The organism is Pseudomonas sp. 21LCFQ02, from assembly GCF_024129895.2.
Lineage (GTDB): Bacteria > Pseudomonadota > Gammaproteobacteria > Pseudomonadales > Pseudomonadaceae > Aquipseudomonas.
The window spans coordinates 4,242,715-4,259,828 of the sequence record NZ_CM178749.1 but is presented as its reverse complement, the minus strand read 5'-3'; the positions used below and the strand labels follow the sequence as shown (position 1 = coordinate 4,259,828).

General features: G+C 60.5%; 17 protein-coding genes. 12 read left to right on the top strand and 5 right to left on the bottom strand.

What is annotated here, in order from left to right; genetic code table 11:
- Nucleotides 1-1,298 precede the first annotated feature (1,298 nt).
- The 3 genes from NJC40_RS19505 (at nucleotide 1,299) to NJC40_RS19495 (ending at nucleotide 4,396) form a co-directional block, all read left to right on the top strand.
- Complete coding sequence (locus NJC40_RS19505) at nucleotides 1,299-1,835, top strand: DUF4880 domain-containing protein (protein WP_045490896.1); 537 nt, start codon at nucleotides 1,299-1,301, stop codon at nucleotides 1,833-1,835.
- Nucleotides 1,836-1,926: 91 nt separating this feature from the next.
- The gene (locus NJC40_RS19500; protein WP_253140898.1) at nucleotides 1,927-3,063 is read left to right on the top strand and encodes a M14 family metallopeptidase; all 1,137 of its coding nucleotides are present in this window, start codon (nucleotides 1,927-1,929) and stop codon (nucleotides 3,061-3,063) included.
- A 40-nt stretch (nucleotides 3,064-3,103) separates the two neighbouring features.
- Complete coding sequence (locus NJC40_RS19495) at nucleotides 3,104-4,396, top strand: leucine-rich repeat-containing protein kinase family protein (RefSeq protein WP_253140899.1); 1,293 nt, start codon at nucleotides 3,104-3,106, stop codon at nucleotides 4,394-4,396.
- A gap of 1 nt (nucleotide 4,397) precedes the next feature.
- Here NJC40_RS19495 and NJC40_RS19490 read toward each other — a convergent pair whose 3' ends face one another.
- Entirely contained in the window at nucleotides 4,398-5,102 is a 705-nt protein-coding gene (locus tag NJC40_RS19490; RefSeq protein ID WP_045490893.1) for a YebC/PmpR family DNA-binding transcriptional regulator, read from the bottom strand.
- A 279-nt stretch (nucleotides 5,103-5,381) separates the two neighbouring features.
- On the opposite strand from NJC40_RS19490, the gene NJC40_RS19485 reads away from it, so the two are divergent.
- Nucleotides 5,382-7,232 carry a type VI secretion system Vgr family protein gene (locus NJC40_RS19485; protein WP_253140900.1) on the top strand — a complete coding sequence of 617 codons (1,851 nt, stop codon included), beginning with the start codon at nucleotides 5,382-5,384 and terminating at the stop codon, nucleotides 7,230-7,232.
- On the opposite strand, the gene NJC40_RS19480 is transcribed toward NJC40_RS19485, so the two are convergent.
- Both NJC40_RS19480 and NJC40_RS19475 read right to left on the bottom strand, forming a co-directional pair.
- Nucleotides 7,229-8,002, bottom strand: a complete 774-nt coding sequence (locus NJC40_RS19480) for an enoyl-CoA hydratase (RefSeq protein ID WP_253112619.1) — start codon at nucleotides 8,000-8,002, stop codon at nucleotides 7,229-7,231. The genes NJC40_RS19485 and NJC40_RS19480 overlap by 4 nt on opposite strands.
- An 88-nt stretch (nucleotides 8,003-8,090) precedes the next feature.
- The gene (locus NJC40_RS19475) at nucleotides 8,091-9,290 is read right to left on the bottom strand and encodes an acetyl-CoA C-acyltransferase (protein ID WP_253140901.1); all 1,200 of its coding nucleotides are present in this window, start codon (nucleotides 9,288-9,290) and stop codon (nucleotides 8,091-8,093) included.
- A 162-nt stretch (nucleotides 9,291-9,452) separates the two neighbouring features.
- Between NJC40_RS19475 and NJC40_RS19470 the strand changes: the two genes are divergently transcribed.
- Complete coding sequence (locus NJC40_RS19470; RefSeq protein WP_253140902.1) at nucleotides 9,453-9,932, top strand: LEA/WHy family protein; 480 nt, start codon at nucleotides 9,453-9,455, stop codon at nucleotides 9,930-9,932.
- 195 nt (nucleotides 9,933-10,127) lie between these two features.
- Here the strand turns inward: NJC40_RS19470 and NJC40_RS19465 are convergent, their stop codons facing one another.
- Nucleotides 10,128-10,382, bottom strand: a complete 255-nt coding sequence (locus NJC40_RS19465) for a hypothetical protein (RefSeq protein WP_045490888.1) — start codon at nucleotides 10,380-10,382, stop codon at nucleotides 10,128-10,130.
- Between the two features lie 140 nt (nucleotides 10,383-10,522).
- Between NJC40_RS19465 and NJC40_RS19460 the strand changes: the two genes are divergently transcribed.
- Entirely contained in the window at nucleotides 10,523-10,840 is a 318-nt protein-coding gene (locus NJC40_RS19460) for an ElaB/YgaM/YqjD family protein (protein ID WP_045490887.1), read from the top strand.
- A 59-nt stretch (nucleotides 10,841-10,899) separates the two neighbouring features.
- Here the strand turns inward: NJC40_RS19460 and NJC40_RS19455 are convergent, their stop codons facing one another.
- Nucleotides 10,900-11,253: a hypothetical protein gene (locus NJC40_RS19455; RefSeq protein WP_045490886.1), complete on the bottom strand. Its 354-nt coding sequence runs from the start codon at nucleotides 11,251-11,253 to the stop codon at nucleotides 10,900-10,902.
- A 445-nt stretch (nucleotides 11,254-11,698) separates the two neighbouring features.
- Here NJC40_RS19455 and NJC40_RS19450 point away from each other — a divergent pair, with 445 nt between their 5' ends.
- The 6 genes from NJC40_RS19450 to NJC40_RS19425 all read left to right on the top strand — a co-directional run bounded on the left by NJC40_RS19450 (nucleotide 11,699) and on the right by NJC40_RS19425 (nucleotide 17,110).
- The gene (locus NJC40_RS19450) at nucleotides 11,699-12,328 is read left to right on the top strand and encodes a paraquat-inducible protein A (RefSeq protein ID WP_253140903.1); all 630 of its coding nucleotides are present in this window, start codon (nucleotides 11,699-11,701) and stop codon (nucleotides 12,326-12,328) included.
- Nucleotides 12,325-12,942: a paraquat-inducible protein A gene (locus tag NJC40_RS19445; protein WP_045490882.1), complete on the top strand. Its 618-nt coding sequence runs from the start codon at nucleotides 12,325-12,327 to the stop codon at nucleotides 12,940-12,942. Before NJC40_RS19450 ends, NJC40_RS19445 begins: the two co-directional genes overlap by 4 nt.
- Nucleotides 12,932-14,611, top strand: a complete 1,680-nt coding sequence (locus tag NJC40_RS19440) for a PqiB family protein (RefSeq protein WP_045490880.1) — start codon at nucleotides 12,932-12,934, stop codon at nucleotides 14,609-14,611. Before NJC40_RS19445 ends, NJC40_RS19440 begins: the two co-directional genes overlap by 11 nt.
- On the top strand, nucleotides 14,608-15,225 hold the full coding sequence (locus NJC40_RS19435) for a PqiC family protein (RefSeq protein WP_253140904.1): 618 nt from the start codon (nucleotides 14,608-14,610) through the stop codon (nucleotides 15,223-15,225). Before NJC40_RS19440 ends, NJC40_RS19435 begins: the two co-directional genes overlap by 4 nt.
- Before the next feature lie 374 nt (nucleotides 15,226-15,599).
- Nucleotides 15,600-16,046: a helix-turn-helix domain-containing protein gene (locus NJC40_RS19430; RefSeq protein WP_253113016.1), complete on the top strand. Its 447-nt coding sequence runs from the start codon at nucleotides 15,600-15,602 to the stop codon at nucleotides 16,044-16,046.
- A gap of 251 nt (nucleotides 16,047-16,297) precedes the next feature.
- A complete protein-coding gene (locus NJC40_RS19425) occupies nucleotides 16,298-17,110 on the top strand; it encodes a class I SAM-dependent methyltransferase (RefSeq protein WP_253140905.1) in 813 nt (270 codons plus the stop codon).
- Nucleotides 17,111-17,114 lie beyond the last annotated feature (4 nt).

Sequence of the window (17,114 nt, the reverse complement as noted above, 5' to 3'; positions counted from 1 at the left end):
GCGCTGGGTAACAGGGTTTGCGCTTGACAGCAGCACGCGCGTCGGGCAGCACGTGCGACACCTTGTCACACAGTGTTACCCTTGTTGATGAATGCATCAGGATTCGGGTAGCACGGAAACATTTCAATTGAGTGACTCGGCCTACAGCAGGACGATGCACGGATGAAATCCCCGGATTACGGGGCTTTTAAAAAGTTGGCACGGCTTCTGCTATATATTCCAGTACAACAAGAACAAAAAAACGCGACAAACCAATAAAAACAAGATGTACGGCTCTGACATAACAAGAACAACACGCACAGAGGCGCAGCCAACAGATTTTTTTGGAGTCGATAGTTTTCCGGGGCTTTGTCCTCGCAACCCGTCAAAGAACAACAAGACTGCCCAAGGCAGCTGCCCGACTGGTTGGATCGTTTGATGAAAGCTGATCAGCGCTCAAAAAAATACGTTTGCTCTTGATCCCGTATGGGGATCGCCAAAGCGGTAACGGGTACGGTCACCAAAAACAACAACAGGCCACCCGAACAATAAAAAGAGCATACCAAGAAACCTTGAAGGGGAGCCCAGGCTCCCCTTCGTGCTGTGTGCGGTACAGCCACTGCCCATGCACAGCCCTTACCGCCCCTTTCACGACCAGCACGGATCGCCGCCCGGCCGCCCCCGCCCCGATTCTGACTTGAAACAAAGTGGGAACGAGCTCGCTCGTGAAGACAATGGCACATGCACAGCAGATTCCGGGCTCATACCCGCCCCTTCACGACCAGAACGGATCTCCGCCCGGTCGTTCCCACCCCAATTCTGATCTGAAATGAAGTGCGACCAAGCGGGCAGCAAGAAGAGTCGTATACCCTAGAGAAAATCCATCAGTGCGGGGCAATGGATTGTAAATTTCAATGAGGGGCAAAAAAGCGTTGACCTAAAAATGATAATGATTATTATTTCATCAGCTGGTCGCGAGACCGGCGGATAACCCAGGAGTCTTAGGTCGACTCCAGGATTATCTCCTCATCAGGCTAATCACGGTTTTTGACCCGGCTTTTTGCCGGGTCTTTTTTTTTGGTTTTTTCTCGCTGCTTCAGGCTAATGAAGTCTTTGCTGTTGCTCATGGGCGGCATCATAGCAAAGCGATATTGAACTGCGTCATAGTTTTTAACTCATACCTCTATGAAAATTGGCAATTGTTGACACTTTTCACTTGAGAATGATTCTCGACCTCACTAATCTGTACGCATGTCACGGGTGACATCCCTGAACCAAGGACGTCCCCGCCCTCCACGCAAGATCAGCGAGCGTAGAACATGAGTAGCCAACTCTCATCTTTACTGCATATGCCCATCCGGACCGACGCTGAGGCCACTACGCAAACGCTCGAACTGACCCGACGCCTGGGCAAACTGCCGCGGCATATCCGCCAGGTATTTCTGCTTAGCCGCCTGGAACAGCTCTCGCACACCGAGATCGCCAGCTTCATGGGGATTGCCACCGACAAGGTCGAACGCGCCATGTTGCGGGTCATGCATCACGCGCACCGTGACCTGGCGGACACCCACGCGCCATTGGCGACCCACGATCAGGCCGACGCCTGGTATATCCACTTGCAAAGCCCAGCGGCGACTGCCAGCCAGCGTATCGAGTTTCGTCACTGGATCGACGCCGATCCGGCCAATCTGGCGGCGTTCCAGGCCAGCGAGCGGCTCTGGCGGCAATTGCAACCGGCGGCTGCACTTCTGGGCGCCTCTGGCTGGCACCGACGCAAACGCCGCGGCTACCTGGGCTGGTACCTGCTGACGGCGTTCATTGGCAGCCTGATGGTGACTGCCGAAGCCTTCAGCTGATCACTAATGACCGATCGACGACTGAAAAGCCCGTCAAGATCCCTGTAAAGTAATTGCCACACCCCGGCACTTGCGCATACAGGGAGACACCGTGAGTCTGAACATCAGCGCCGATTTTGACAGCGGCAATATTGAGGTCATCGATGCCAGCGACAGCCAGCGCATCGAACTGGCGATCCGCCCCGACAGCAACAGCCCGCATTACCAGTGGTTCCACTTCAAGGTCGATGGCCTGATTCCCGGCCAGCACTACCACTTCAGGCTCGGCAATGCTGCCGGCGCAAGCTACGGGCATGCCTGGCACGGCTACAACGCGGTGGCATCCACTGACCACCAGAGCTGGTTTCGCGTGCCCTCCAGCTTCGACGGCCAGGCGCTGAGTTTCCGTTTCGAAGCCAGTCACCGCCAGGCCTGGTTTGCCTATTTCGAACCCTATAGCCGTGAGCGCCATACGCGCCTGATCGAACAGGCGCTAAGCAATGCCGGCTGCCAGTTGCTGGCCACCGGACACAGCGTCGAAGGCCGCGATATTGCCTTGCTGCGCAAAGGCGACGGCGCGCCCGGCAAGCGCAAGATCTGGATCATCGCCCAACAGCATCCGGGCGAGCATATGGCCGAGTGGTTTATCGAAGGCATCATCGAGCGTTTACAGGAGCCTGCCGACGCCGCGTTGCAGACCTTGCTCGCCGCCGCCGACCTGTATCTGGTGCCGAACATGAACCCGGACGGCGCCTTTCATGGCCATCTACGCACCAATGCGCGCGGCAAAGACCTTAACCGCGCCTGGCAAGACAGCAATGCCCAGGACACGCCGGAGGTGTTCTTCATCCAGCAACAAATGGAACAGTATGGCGTGGATGCCTTTATCGATGCCCATGGCGACGAAGACATCCCTTATGTCTTCACCGCCGCCTGCGAAGGCAATCCGGGTTACAGCCCCAGGCAGGCCGCGCTTGAGGCGCAGTTTCGCAGCACCCTGGAGGGTATCACTCCGGACTTCCGGAGCCTGCACGGCTACCCCCGCAGCGCGCCTGGGCAGGCCAATATGAGCCTGGCCTGTAACAGTGTCGGTGAACGCTACCAATGCCTGGCACTGACCCTGGAGATGCCCTTCAAGGATCACGACAACGCCCCGAACCCGCACACCGGCTGGTCCGGGCAACGCTCAAAGGCGCTGGGCCGTGACGTGCTCGGTGCTCTGGCGCAAATGGTTCAGGCGTTACGCTGAATCTCCCCTACCACACCGGTAACCTGGATAATCCCGACCCATGCATTCTCTTGCAGACCTGCGCGCCGGCAAACTGGCCGGCATCCGTCGCCTTGATCTGGGCTGCGGCCTGGAGCACTTCCCGCAGGAAATCTTTGACCTGGCCGACTCGCTGGAAGTCCTCAACCTGAGCGGCAACGCCTTGAGCAGCCTGCCGGATGATTTGCACCGCCTGACAAAACTCGAAGTGCTGTTTGTTTCTGACAACCTGTTCACCGAGCTGCCAGCCGTACTCGGGCGCTGCGAACGGCTGAGCATGATCGGCTTCAAGGCCAACCGCATCGAACACGTGCCCGCCGAGTCGCTGCCGCCGCGGCTGCGCTGGCTGATCCTTACCGATAACCGCCTGGAGACCTTGCCGGAGCAGCTTGGCCGGTGCCCGATGCTGCAGAAACTGATGCTCGCCGGTAACCGCCTGCAAAGCCTGCCAGCAAGCCTTGCGAACTGTCAGCAGCTGGAATTGCTGCGCCTGTCCGCCAACCAACTGCCGGCGCTGCCTGACTGGCTGATGCAAATGCCGGCCCTGGCCTGGCTGGCACACTCCGGCAACCCGTTCAGTCGCAGCCCTGAGCAGCCGACAATCGATCGCATCCCCTGGGCGCAACTGCAGCTGCAGCAACGGCTTGGCGAAGGGGCTTCGGGGGTCATCCAGCAAGGGCTATGGCGCAGCGCTGAAGGCAGCCGAGCGGTGGCGATCAAACTGTACAAGGGCGAGCTGACCAGCGATGGCTCGCCACAGGATGAAATGCTCGCGTGCATGGCCGCCGGGGCGCATCCACAATTGATTGAGGTCATCGGCGAGGTCGACGGCCACCCCGATCAGCGTCGTGGCCTGGTCATGGGCCTGATTGATCCTGCACTGCGCAACCTGGCCGGCCCGCCGAGCCTGGCCTCCTGCAGCCGGGATATCTACCCGCCAGACACCGTACTGAGCGTGCCGGTGGTGCTGCGCCTGGCAACCGGTATCGCGTCAGTGGTGGCCCATCTGCACGCGATCGGCATCACTCATGGCGACCTGTATGGGCATAACATCCTCTGGCAAGCAGACGGCCAGTGCCTGCTGGGCGACTTTGGCGCCGCCGCCTTTCATCCGCATGCCAGCGTCAGCGCTGCGCTGGAGCGCATCGAAGTACGGGCATTCGGAATTTTGCTCGAAGAGCTGCTGAGTCACTGTCCGGACAGTGACTCCTGCCCGGCGCTGGCACGACTGGCTGCACGTTGCGTACAGCCGGCTGTGGCGCTGAGGCCAGGGATGCAGGAAGTCCATGACTGCCTGCAAGCCCTCACTGGCTGAATCAGCCCGCCAGCCCGACGTACATGTCTTGTACGTCATCGTTGTTGTCGAGCGCTTCCAGGAACGCCTCGACTTCAGCCATCTGCTCATCAGTCAGGCCGTCGACGGTGTTCTTGGGGCGATAACCCAGTTTCGCCGACTGCACGGTAAAACCCTGCTCGGGCAATGCCTTGCACACCAGGTCCAGGTCAGTCGGCTCGGTGAGGAACAGGGTCACGCCCTCCTCGCCTGGCTCGCAATCCTGGGCGCCGGCTTCGATGGCAGCCTCTTCAGGGTCGATATCCGCCGAATTGGCGACCGCTTCGATCATGCCCTGATAAGCGAAGTCCCAGGACACCGAGCCCGAAGCGCCCAACTGGCCCTTGCGAAACAGCACGCGGATTTCCGCGACGGTGCGGTTGACGTTGTCGGTCAGGCATTCGACGATCACCGGCACCCGGTGCGGCGCGAAGCCTTCATAGGTGACCCGCTCGAAGCTGACGGTTTCACCCAGCAGGCCGGCGCCCTTTTTGATCGCGCGCTCCAGCGTGTCACGCGGCATCGAGGCCTTTTTGGCCTGCTCGACCACCAGGCGCAGGCGCGAGTTCATGTCAGGGTCAGCACCGCCGCGGGCGGCAACCATGATTTCCTTGGACAGCTTGCCGAAGATCTTGCCCCTGGCATTGGCGGCCGCTTCTTTATGTTTGACTTTCCACTGTGCGCCCATGTCTGCTGCTCTCTCTCGCTTCACTGGCGTCCCGCCACGACAAGATGACAGAACGCTGAAAAAGGTATCGCCCGGAATACTCCGAACACAGGGCGAGCATTCTATACGCCCGACGTATAGATGGAACCCCTCCAACAATTTCATAACGGCTGTCCGACAATTACCCCAGAGCCCTACAGGGCTGTAGGCCATTTCTGAAATAACCGGCAACTATGCCTTTGCGCTCCGGCTTTTCGTACCCTTCGCAGCCTTAACCCCCTGAGGAGGGAGCATCTGTGCATGCTCAATGATTCTGCCTGCCCGATCAGCCTGAAAATCCCAGGCCTGCCGATGGACTTCAGGGTTGCCGCCTTTAGCGGCCAGGAAGCCTTGAACGAGCCGTGGCGGTATACGATCGATCTGATCAGCCGCGATCCAGGCCTGGAGCTTGCCAGGCTGCACGGCCGAGCGGCGAGTTTCATCGCCCGCGCCGGGCATCCTGCTGTCGACGGTGAAATCATTGACGCCTGCCAGCTGTACGCCGGCACCTGCCTGAGCCATTACCGCATCAGTCTGGCGCCGCGCCTGCAACGCATGACCAGCCCCCCAAGGCAACGATTGTTCAGCGGCCAGAGCAGCCTGCAGCTCATCGAACGTCTACTGAGTGAAAACGGGTACGACCCAACAGAGCTGCGCCTCGAACACCTGCACGGCGTGTATCCGGTCCGCAATCAATGCATTCAGTATCAAGAGAGCGACCTGCATCTGCTGCAGCGGGTGTGTGAAGAAGAAGGTATTCACTTTCACTTCGACGGTCAGCAACTGGTGTTCTCGGATGACCCGGCGAGTTTTACCGAGCGCCTGGAGCCGTTGCTGGCCCACCTGCCCTGCGACCGGAGCGGCCTGCTTGATCAGCTCTGTGAATTTCGCGGTTTACAACCCGTCACCCCGACGCTGCGCCAGGCAACCCACGGTGCCACGCCGTCCCACCCGCAAGCCTGGCAATTACAGCAGCGCAGCCGTGACCTGGAACGACTGCGCTGCGGTGCTCGTCAGCTCAGCGGGCAGAGCCGCGATGCGGCGCTGCGCTGCGGGCAGGTCATACGCATTGCCAGACACCCCGAGCAGCGTTACAACGACCACTGGCTGGTGACCCGCGTGCATCACTACGGCAGGCAGATGGGCGTATTCGAAGGGCAAGACCCCCACGAGATTGCCACGATCGTGCGCAACCTTGCCGCTGCCGATACTCATGACTGGGCGCTCAACGCCCCGCTGTTGGATCTGGGCGAGCACAGCGATCCCGGATACGGCAACAACTTTGCGGTCATACCCTGGACCCAGCCGTTTCGCCCGGCCTTGCGCCATCCAAAACCCCGAATCAACGGGCTGCATGCGGCAACGCTGATCGACAGCACAGCCAATCGCCAGGCCAGCCTGAAGATCCGGCTCGACTGGCAGACAACCGGCAGCGCTCCGGTACAGGCGCAGCTAATCCCCGGTCGCTTGCCCGCCGATCAACCGCTGCTGCCCGGCAGCCGGGTTCTGGTGGCCTATCTGGACGGCGACCCGGACCGGCCGACGATCTGCGCCCTGTTGCCTGGCAGCATCGCTGCAGGGCCGCTGCGCTTGAGCCTTGATGGCTGCCCGATTGAGCCGGGCACAGAACAACTGGCGGTCCAACGCGGTCAATACTTGCAGATCTGCGCCACCCAAGCGCTGAGCCTGAGCGGCGCGCTGGCCAGCATTCGGCTCGGGCACCAGGGCATCGAGGTCAGCGCAGCCAGGCTGCAATTGACCCGACGCAGGCAACAACAGCCACTGCAGGATCTACGCCTGGTCGTGCAAGGCACGCCGCTGCGCGATTGCGTCTGGTATATCGTCCACATGGACAAGCCGGGGCTGGAAAATCTGTCTCTGCTTGACCCGGAGCATGTGTTATTCGAGGGCCGCACGGACGATCAGGGCTATCTGGGCATGACTGCCGAGCAGCGGCGCCGGTTGGCCATGGAATATGCCCGGGGTGCGCAGACGCTGTGCCTGCTGCACCCCGGCCACTGTGTCACGCTGCATCACTATCTGCGCCAGAGCAGCAATGATGCCCTGCATCAGGCGTTGCTCGATGCCGCCGCCGCGCCGCAAACAGATTAACGCCCCCTGAACTGCGGCGGGCGCTTGGCTACAAATGCCGCCATGCCTTCTTTCTGGTCCTGGCTGGCGAACACCGCATGAAACACCCGTCGCTCAAAGCGGATGCCTTCGGCCAGGCTGACCTCGAATGCACGATTGACGCTTTCCTTGACCATCATCGCCACCGGCAGCGATTTGGCAGCGATGGCCGCGGCGGCCTCAAGGGCCTCATCGAGCAGCCGTTCTGTGGCGACCACCCGCGACACCAGCCCGGCGCGTTCGGCTTCATGGGCATCCATCAGACGCCCGGTAAGGCACATTTCCATGGCCTTGGCCTTGCCTACCGCCCGGCTCAGGCGTTGTGTGCCGCCCATCCCGGGCAACACCCCCAGATTGATTTCCGGCTGACCAAAACGGGCGTTGTCGGCGGCCAGAATAAAGTCGCACATCAATGCCAGCTCACAACCACCGCCAAGGGCAAAACCAGCCACTGCAGCGATAATTGGCTTGCGCCGCCCGGCGACCCGGTCGCTTTCGCTGAACAGATCGTCCAGGTAGATCTGCGGGTAAGTCAGCTCGGCCATTTCCTTGATGTCTGCACCGGCGGCAAACGCTTTCTGTGAGCCGGTGAGCACAATGCAGCCGATCTGCGAATCGGCCTCGAACTGATCCAGCGCGTGGTTCAACTCATCGATCAATTGGGCATTAAGGGCATTCAATGCCTGCGGACGGTTGAGTGTGATGAGCGCAACCCTGTCTCTGACCTCGGTAAGGATTTCGCTATAAGCCATTGTTTTTTATCCTTTTTATTTAAAACGGGCGGTTAACACCAAATTGAACAATCAACATTCATATCCAATCATAATCTCTTGATTATCCTCATCTTATTAACTCAACAGCCATGGCCGTAGCCTCACCGCCACCGATGCAGATCGCCGCCACCCCACGGCGCTTGCCGTGACGCCGCAGCGCCGCCAGCAAGGTCACCAGAATCCTCGCCCCCGAGGCGCCCACCGGATGCCCCAGCGCACAGGCGCCGCCGTGGACATTGACCCGTGCATGATCCAGCCCCAGTTTGCTCATCGCCACCAGCGTCACCACCGCAAAAGCCTCGTTGATTTCGAACAGATCAACCTGATCGGCTGACCAGCCGGTTTTCGACCACAGCGCCTCAATCGCGCCAATCGGCGCGGTGGTGAACAGGCCTGGGTTATCGGCATAGGCAGCGTGACCATGGATCACGGCCAGCGCGCTCAGGCCACGGCGCTCGGCCTCGGAGCGGCGCATCAACAGCAGCGCAGCGGCACCGTCGGAAATGGAACTGGAATTGGCCGCCGTTACCGTTCCGCCATCGACAAATGCCGGTTTGAGCGAGCCGATCCGGTCCGGCCGGGCCTTGGGTGGCTGCTCATCCTGGCTGATACGCTTGCGCTCTTTCCCGACGCTGACCTCAAGCGGGACGATTTCTTCTTCGAACCAGCCATTGGCCATGGCATGTTGAGCGCGACTCAGCGATGCCAGGGCAAATGCGTCCTGGTCTTCGCGAGTGAAGCCGTGCGATTGCGCGCACTCCTCGGCGTAGGTGCCCATCAGCCGACCGGGCTCGAAGGCATCCTCCAGGCCGTCGTAAAACATGTGATCCAACACCCGACCATGGCCCATGCGATACCCCTCACGCGCCCGGTCCAGCAGGTAAGGCGCGTTGGACATGCTTTCCATGCCACCGGCCAGCACGACCGTGGCGCTGCCGGCCAGCAGCAGCTCATGCGCCTGGATCACCGTCTGCATGCCAGAGCCGCACATCTTGTTCACGGTCGTGCAGCGCGTCGCCATGCTCAGCCCGGCGCCCAGTGCAGCCTGCCGGGCCGGTGCCTGACCCAGCCCGGCCGGCAGCACGCAACCAAACAGCACCTCCTCGACCGCCTGCGGCTCGATACCGGCCCGGGCGACGGCCGCAGCGATGGCTGCACTCCCCAATTGCGGGGCGCTCAGGCTGCGCAATTCACCCTGAAAGCCGCCCATCGGCGTGCGCGCTGCGCTGACGATAACCACCGGGTCCTGATGACTCTGAACGGTCATGGAACTCTCCTCCTGAACACAAGATTGCTCGGCCAGGTGCCCAACGCGATGGTGGCACCCGCCATACAGTCTTGAGCTTAGTGGAAAAACCCAGGCGACCGGTGCGGCGAATATCTGCCGGCCTCGATGGTCAGATTCTGTGTTGCCTTTCTGGAGCCCGCCATGTTGCGCCATACACGTCGCCTGCTGCTTGTCTCACTGTTCTGCGCACTGGGCGCCTGCGCGTGGTTACCGGATCGTGATCCACTGGTGATCGAAGTGGCAGGCATCGAGCCACTACCCGGCGAGGGCCTGGAAGTGCGCATGGCCGTGAAGTTGCGGGTTCAGAACCCCAACGACAGCGAGATCCACTACAACGGCGTGGCCCTGCGCCTGGAGGTCAACGACCGCTTGCTGGCTTCCGGGGTCAGTGACCAGCATGGCCGGGTGGCCAGCTATTCGCAGGCACTGATCACGGTGCCGGTGAGCATCACGGCGTTCTCTGTACTGCGCCAGACCCTGGGGCTCAGCGAGGCGCAGGCACGCGGTCGGCCATTAGACGGGTTGCCGTACACCTTGCACGGCAAGTTCGGTGGCGGCCCGTTCGGTACCCAACGCTTCAGAAGCAGCGGCACCTTGAGCCTGCCGGCCACCGGCAACTGATGGAGTTGAAACCCTTGCCATTTGGTAATGCCGATCAGTTAAGGTCGATGCGACCTCTGTGGGAACGAGCTTGCTCGTGAAGACGGCATTACATTCACAGAACATTTACCGGTTTTACTGGCCCTTTCGCGACCAAGGTCGCTCCCACAAGAACCTGGCCAAGCCCCAAAATCCCTTGACTGATCGGCATCATTGCTATCGGGCAGCGGCCATCAAACGATTGACCTCACTGCGCACCATGTTGGCGTACTCCGGCGGGCTCATGGCATCCAGTTCGCCACGTACCCATTCGGCCCACTTGCCCTTGCGTTTGGATTTTTCGCCGATCAGACGCGCGGCATCACCCTTGGCCTTGCCCAGATTGCTCTGCCATAGCTCGAACAGACGCGATTTTTCGTCTTCGATCTCGGCACGTTCGGCCTGGGAAAGGTTGGCGAGATTGAAACTCATGGCGGTTACCTCTTACAAAAACCGGGGGCAATCTTACACGGCCAGGACCATGACGCCGAACAGCCGATTGAACAACTTGCAACTTTTGCCGCCGCCCGGTACTCAATGGTTCAAATGCCATCCACTGAAAGGAAACCACCATGGCCCGCAAAACCGCCGCGCAAAACCCTGCTGACCAGATCAAGGATCAGGCTTTCAGCGAATTGCAGTCGCTGATCGAAGAATCGGAAAAGCTGCTCAAAGACAGCGCCGCGCTGGTCGGAGAAGACGCCGAGACGCTGAAAGCGCAATTGAGCCTGAAGCTCAATCAGGCGTTGGAAGCGGTGACCAGCGTGCGTGAGCGTGCGCGCCCGGCCGTCGAGGCGACCGAGACCTACATCGGCGGCCACCCATGGCAGACCGTTGCGATATCGGCAGGGTTCGGGCTGGTTGTCGGCCTTTTGCTGGGCCGTCGCTAAAAATCATTGTCGCTGGAACCGGCTCGACAGAGTGCCGGTTCCAGCCACATAGCAGCGCCTTAAAGGGCGCGATTGACCAGTGCAGGCTTGGCAAAGCGGTGCGATTTGGCCACTTTGGCTTCCAGCCCGGTCAGCTGTTCCTGGCCTTGCTCCTGCGACTCGTAAGGCCCCAGCAGGATCTGCTGCTTGCCATCGAGATTGACGATCACCGGCGCATAATGACGCTCCAGCAGCCACGCGCTGGTGTCGCTGATCGCCTCACGGGTGTTCATCTGGATGTACCACTTAGGCTGACTGACCTGCGGCGCCTGCACTTGGGCACTGGCAGCAGACTCATGGGCTGGCGTCGGGGACTTGCCGGCATCACATGCGGTCAACGCCAGTGCCGCCATTATCATTACCATCTTGCGCACGTCGAACTGCTCCTGACTGATCGAGGCAGGAGTCTATCACTGTGCACCGCTTCAGCGACCGGTTGCGCTAAGGTGACGCAGCCAAGTGCTCGATCAACCGGCCACTGCTGGATGCCGTCATAGCGCCAGCAGCCGGGCGTTTGCAGCAGCGACCGGGCCACCTGTGCTGTTTTTTGATCATGTAATCAGATATTTCACGAAATATCAGCCCCGCGAGGCCAGCGTCCCGCCGATGAGAGGACTCAGCGCAACCGGCCACATTTACAGGGTAAATCCGTGAAATAATGGCTCTGTGACATGGGAACGTCAATCTGCCCCTGTGGTCCATCCTTGAGCCACTTTCGCCTCAATCAATGTGCATAAATACAAGCCTCAGCGGCAGCAAACAGGTATCTTCCTGCACCTTGCGTTGTAGCCTTTTCCAGAACCAGCAGCCACGGCATCGATGAGCACTGAAACGTCCAGCCAGCCACAGCCGGCCCTGATTATTTGCGAGCACTGCGACTCGCTGTATGAAATTCATCCCTTGCGCGCAGGCGAGTCCGCTTACTGCTTGCGTTGTCGCGCGCTGCTTGGCTGCGGTCAACGCATGTCACTGGAGCAATGGCTGGCCCTGACCGTGACGGCCGCCATGCTGTTTCTGCTGGCCAATATCTTTCCGGTGATCAGCATCAGCATGAAAGGCCTGAGCAACGAAGTCACGCTCTGGCAGTCAGTCGAAGCCCTGGCTCAGGGACGTATCACCCTGATTGCGCTGGTCGCCGGTCTGTCGATCATCTTTGCCCCGCTGCTGCAGATCGCGCTGCTGCTCTGGGTCTTGCTGCATGCCCAGCGCGGCATTGTTGCGCCCGGCTTCAAGGCATGCATGCGCGCCCTTGAGCATCTGCGGCCGTGGAGCATGCTTGAGGTCTGCATGCTTGGCATCCTGGTGGCAATCATCAAACTGTCGGGCATGCTTGATGTACATCCAGGGATAGGCCTGTGGGCGATGGGCATGTTAATGGTGCTGATCCTGCTGATCGCCAATCGCAACATTCGCCGGCTATGGGACATCCTTGAGGTGAAGCCTTCATGAGCCACATCCCTTATGCCCATGAGCATCAACTCAACCTGTGCCACATCTGTGGCTACGCCTGCGCACAAGAGCTGCACTGTTGCCCACGCTGTGATTCACCGGTGCATCGCCGTAAACCCAACAGCCTCACGCGCACCTGGGCGTTTCTGATCGCCGGGCTGATTTTCTATATTCCAGCCAATGTCTTGCCGGTGATGTACACCAACATGCTCGGCAATAGCAGCGAAAGTACGATCATGGCCGGCGTCATCGATTTTGTGCACCACGGCTCGTGGGACATCGCGCTGCTGATCTTTATCGCCAGCGTTCTGGTGCCGTGCCTGAAGTTCGCGGTGCTGGGCATGTTGCTGGTGACCTGCCAGCGGCGCAGTCAGTGGGCGATGGTCGAGCGTACCCGGCTGTATCGTTTCATCGAGCTGATCGGCTATTGGTCGATGCTCGACGTGTTGGTCGTGGCCCTGGTGGCGTCACTGGTGCAGTTTCGCGAACTCAGCAGCATCGAGCCGCGCATCGGCATCCTGTTCTTTGGTTTGGTCGTGGTGATGACAATGTTCGCCGCCATGAGTTTTGATCCCCGGCTCATCTGGGATGCAGAGGTTGAAGATGTCCGATAACACCCCCCCTACGTCCGCGGCAGTCCCTACCCGCCCGGAGATCAAACCGCGCCGGGCGAGGATCTCGCTGGTCTGGCTGGTGCCGATCGTGGCCGGCCTGATCGGCCTGTCCATGGCCGCCCACGACTGGATGAACATCGGCCCGAAGATCAAGGTCAGTTTCCAGACCGCAGAAGGCCTGGAAGCCAACAAGACCCAGGTCAAATACAAGAACGTGGTGATCGGTACGGTCACTGCCATCGACCTGAGCGAGGATCGTACCCACATCCTGGCCACCATCGAGCTGAACAATAGCGCCACGCCCTTCACCCGGGTCGACAGCCAATACTGGGTGGTGCGCCCGCGCATCGGTGCACACGGCGTGTCCGGGGTCGACACCCTGCTCTCCGGCGCGTTCATCAACGCCGATGCAGGCAATGCCGAGCAGACCAAAGATCATTTCACCGGCCTGGAAACCCCGCCGCCGGTGACCTTCGGTGAAAAGGGCAAGCGCTTCGTGCTGCGTACCGATGACCTTGGATCGCTGGATATCGGCTCGCCGATCTATTACCGGCGCATCCAGGTCGGCCAGGTGGTGGGCTATAACCTGTCTGACAACGGCAAAGGCGTCGACGTGCAGATTTTCATCAATTCGCCCAACGACAAGTACATCACCACCGACACGCGCTTCTGGAACGCCAGCGGCGTGGACGTCACCGTGGGCGCAGCGGGCCTGAAAATCGATACCCAGTCGCTGGCGTCGATCGTCTCCGGCGGTATCGCCTTCCGTGAGCCGAACTGGAGCCCGGATGCCAAACCTGCTGACGAGTATGCCGAGTTCCGCATCTTCGACGATCAGGCCACCGCCCTGGCCCCACCAGATGGCGAGCCGCGCTATATCCGCATGCGCTTCAAACAGTCGCTGCGCGGCCTGGCGGTCAATGCGCCGGTGGACTTTCTGGGCGTCAATATCGGCAAAGTGGTGTCGGTCGACCTCGACTACGACGGCGACACCAAGACCTTCCCCGGCGTAGTGGGTGCGGTGATCTATCCCAAGCGCCTCGGCGCCGCCGAGGAAAAACTCCAGAAGCTGGCGGGCAATGGCGATGAAGACGAGCAATCGGCGCGGATTCTCGGCGCCTTCGTCAGCAATGGCCTGCGCGCCCAGGTACGCACCGGCAACCTGCTCACCGGCCAGTTGTACATTGCCATGGAATTCGACCCCAAGGCACCGAAAGTGGCTTTCGATCAACGTGCCCGGCCGCTGGAGATCCCGACCGTGGCCGGCAGCTTCGACAAGCTACAGGAGCAGTTGCAGGCCTTTGTCGACAAACTCAGCCGCCTGCCGATCGACGAGCTGGCGACCAACCTCAATGGCAGCCTGAGCGAGCTGCAAAAAACCCTGAAAACCGTCAACGGCAGCGTATTGCCGCAAATGCGTGGCACCCTGCAACAGGCCGAGAAAACCCTGGCCAGCGCCAACGACACCTTGGGCGAAGACTCTCCTGGCCGCCAGCAGCTTGGTCAGGCACTGGATGAAGTACAACGCGCCGCCCGCTCGGTGCGGGTGCTGACCGACTTCCTCGGTCGCCAGCCCGAATCGCTGATTCGGGGCCGCAGCAGCGATGCTGCACCGGCCTCGTTCAAAAGCTCGTCGTCGCGTAACAAGAATGTGGAGCCACAAGAATGACCCTGCGCCGCAAGTTTGCTGTTCTGGCCGCCGTTTTCGGTCTGGCCGCCTGCTCGTCACCGACCCTGCGCTACTACACCCTGGTCGCGCCCATCGACTCCGCACCGCCGCAACGCAGCGCACCGGCGCCGTTCCAGTTTGAAATGCTCCCGGTGCTGCTGCCGGTGCAGGTCGACCAGCCGCCGCTGGTCGTGCGCCAAGGCGATGGCAGCCTGGCGATACTCGACACTGAGCGCTGGGGCGCGCCGCTGGGCGATGAGTTTCATGACGCTCTGACCGCCCAGCTCGAACGGCTGTGGAATCGCCGCGATGTGGCGGGGCTGCCCAAAAACAGCGATGAGCCGCTGCTGTCACTGCGCGCTGACGTACGCCGCTTTGAATCGGTGCCCGGCCAGTTTGCGCTGATCGACGTGGTATGGAATCTGAGCTTGCGTAGCGGCCCGAGCGGCAGCAAGCGCGAGAACCTGACCTGCAGCAGCGTGATCCGCGAAAATGCCGCAGCCAGCATGGAAAACCTGGTGCTGGCCCATCAACGCGCCGTGAGCCGCCTGGCCGAGCAGATTGCCCAGACAGGCCGTAACTGGTCGCAGCAGCGTAGTGCCGGCTGCCCTTGACAGCGGCCATGCCCGTCAGTGCGTACTGACGGGCTTTGCTGCGGCCTGAATGAGCCGCTGCTTGCCTGCCGCATAAGGCACTCTACAAACGCACTTTCTGGATAAACCGGAACAAAATTCAACCCGGTTTATACCTGTTATTTTTTTAACAATGCTTAACATCAAAACGTTTCACTTCGTACAAAAAAGTACTAATGGCCACTACTCCACCGGGGTATTTCCGGGTATCGTGCGCGCACCAAATCATATGGTCCGCGAACTTTTCGGATGACCTTCAGTTGCTGCCCGTCCGGGCAGCAGGTCTGTTCGCTCTTCAAATCACTATGCCTTCGCCGGGTTTACGCCTGCGCGAAAGATTGATCGAGGACAAACGGATGACCGGGATTGGTCCACGCCTGAAGCGTGAACGTGTACGCCTGAAACTTTCCCAGAGCGCGCTGGGGGCCATTGGTGGCGTTGAAACCAACGCCCAGGGCAATTATGAAAACGGCATGAGATACCCCAGGGCCGATTACCTCTCACGGGTATCGGAAGTTGGCGTTGATGTCAGCTATGTGGTCACCGGGCAATCTCGCCCACCTCCCGCCAATGACGCATCGTCTGCGCAGCCGAGCGAAAATCTGGAGCAGGTCATCGCCGCCCTGCATGAAAGCCTGCATGGCATGAGCCGCAACCTGTACCAGATGACCCGTATGCTGGAAGCCAGAACCCAGCATACCGAGCCTGACGGTGCCTGTTCGCTCGACGCGCTGTGCAATGAGGCTGAATCCATCAGCCTGGCGGCGCTGCGGCTGATCTACACCACCGCGCGGCTCGTTTAGGCTTTTAGAGAAAGTCGGCGAGCGCAGGCAGTTTTGCTACACCCTCCAGGACCATTCATCCAGCCATATGGCGACTCTTGCCCAGCATAGTCAGCGCACTGACTATGCTGATCACTCCTGCATCGAGAGACTCCACCGGCTGGCATACGCTTACCAGCCCAGAGACAAAGCCGGGTCTGCAAGCCGTTACCTTTCTTCGCTCATCGGGGTTTCCCGCCCTCTACCTGCATCCCGCCGACAGGTGACCCCTGATGAAAGCCCCCGTGGATCTGCAACAACTCAAAAAGCGCCATAACCAGGTCTGGAGCAGCGGCGACTACGCCGTGATCGGCACCGGACTGCTGCTCACGGCTGAACTGCTTGCCGAAGCCTGCGACTTGCGCTACGACGAAACCGTGCTGGACGTTGCCGCCGGTAACGGCAACGCCAGCCTTGCCGCCGCCCGGCGCGGCTGCGTGGTAACCTCCACCGACTTTGTCGGCGCGCTGCTTGAGCGCGGGCGCGAACGGGCAAGGGCCGAGCGCTTCGACATCAGTTTTCTGGAAGCCGATGCCGAAGCCCTGCCGTTTGCCGATGCCAGCTTCGACGCGGTGCTGTCGACCTTTGGTGTGATGTTCACCCCTGACCAGCCTCGCGCTGCAGCTGAACTGGCCAGGGTCTGCCGGCCCGGCGGGCGCATTGGCCTGGCCTGCTGGACGCCGGACGGTTTTGTCGGACAGATGTTCAAGGCTCTTGCCAGGCATGTACCGCCACCTGAAGGCATACGCTCACCGTTGCAGTGGGGTAACAGAAGTTGCCTGGACGACTTGTTTGCCGCCACCGCCAGCGAGGTGCGGGTGACACCGCGACTGTTCAATATGCGTTATCGCTCTGCGCAGCACTTTATCGACACCTTCCGCGCTTGGTACGGGCCACTGCACATGGCCTTTGCCAGTTTGTCCGCGAACGACGCGCAGCGCTTGCAACAGGACTTGAGCGACCTGCTGCAACGCATGAACCGGGCCGGTAGCGAATCGCTGATCGTCCCGGCGGAATATCTTGAAGTGGTGATCGTGCGGCGCTGAGCGG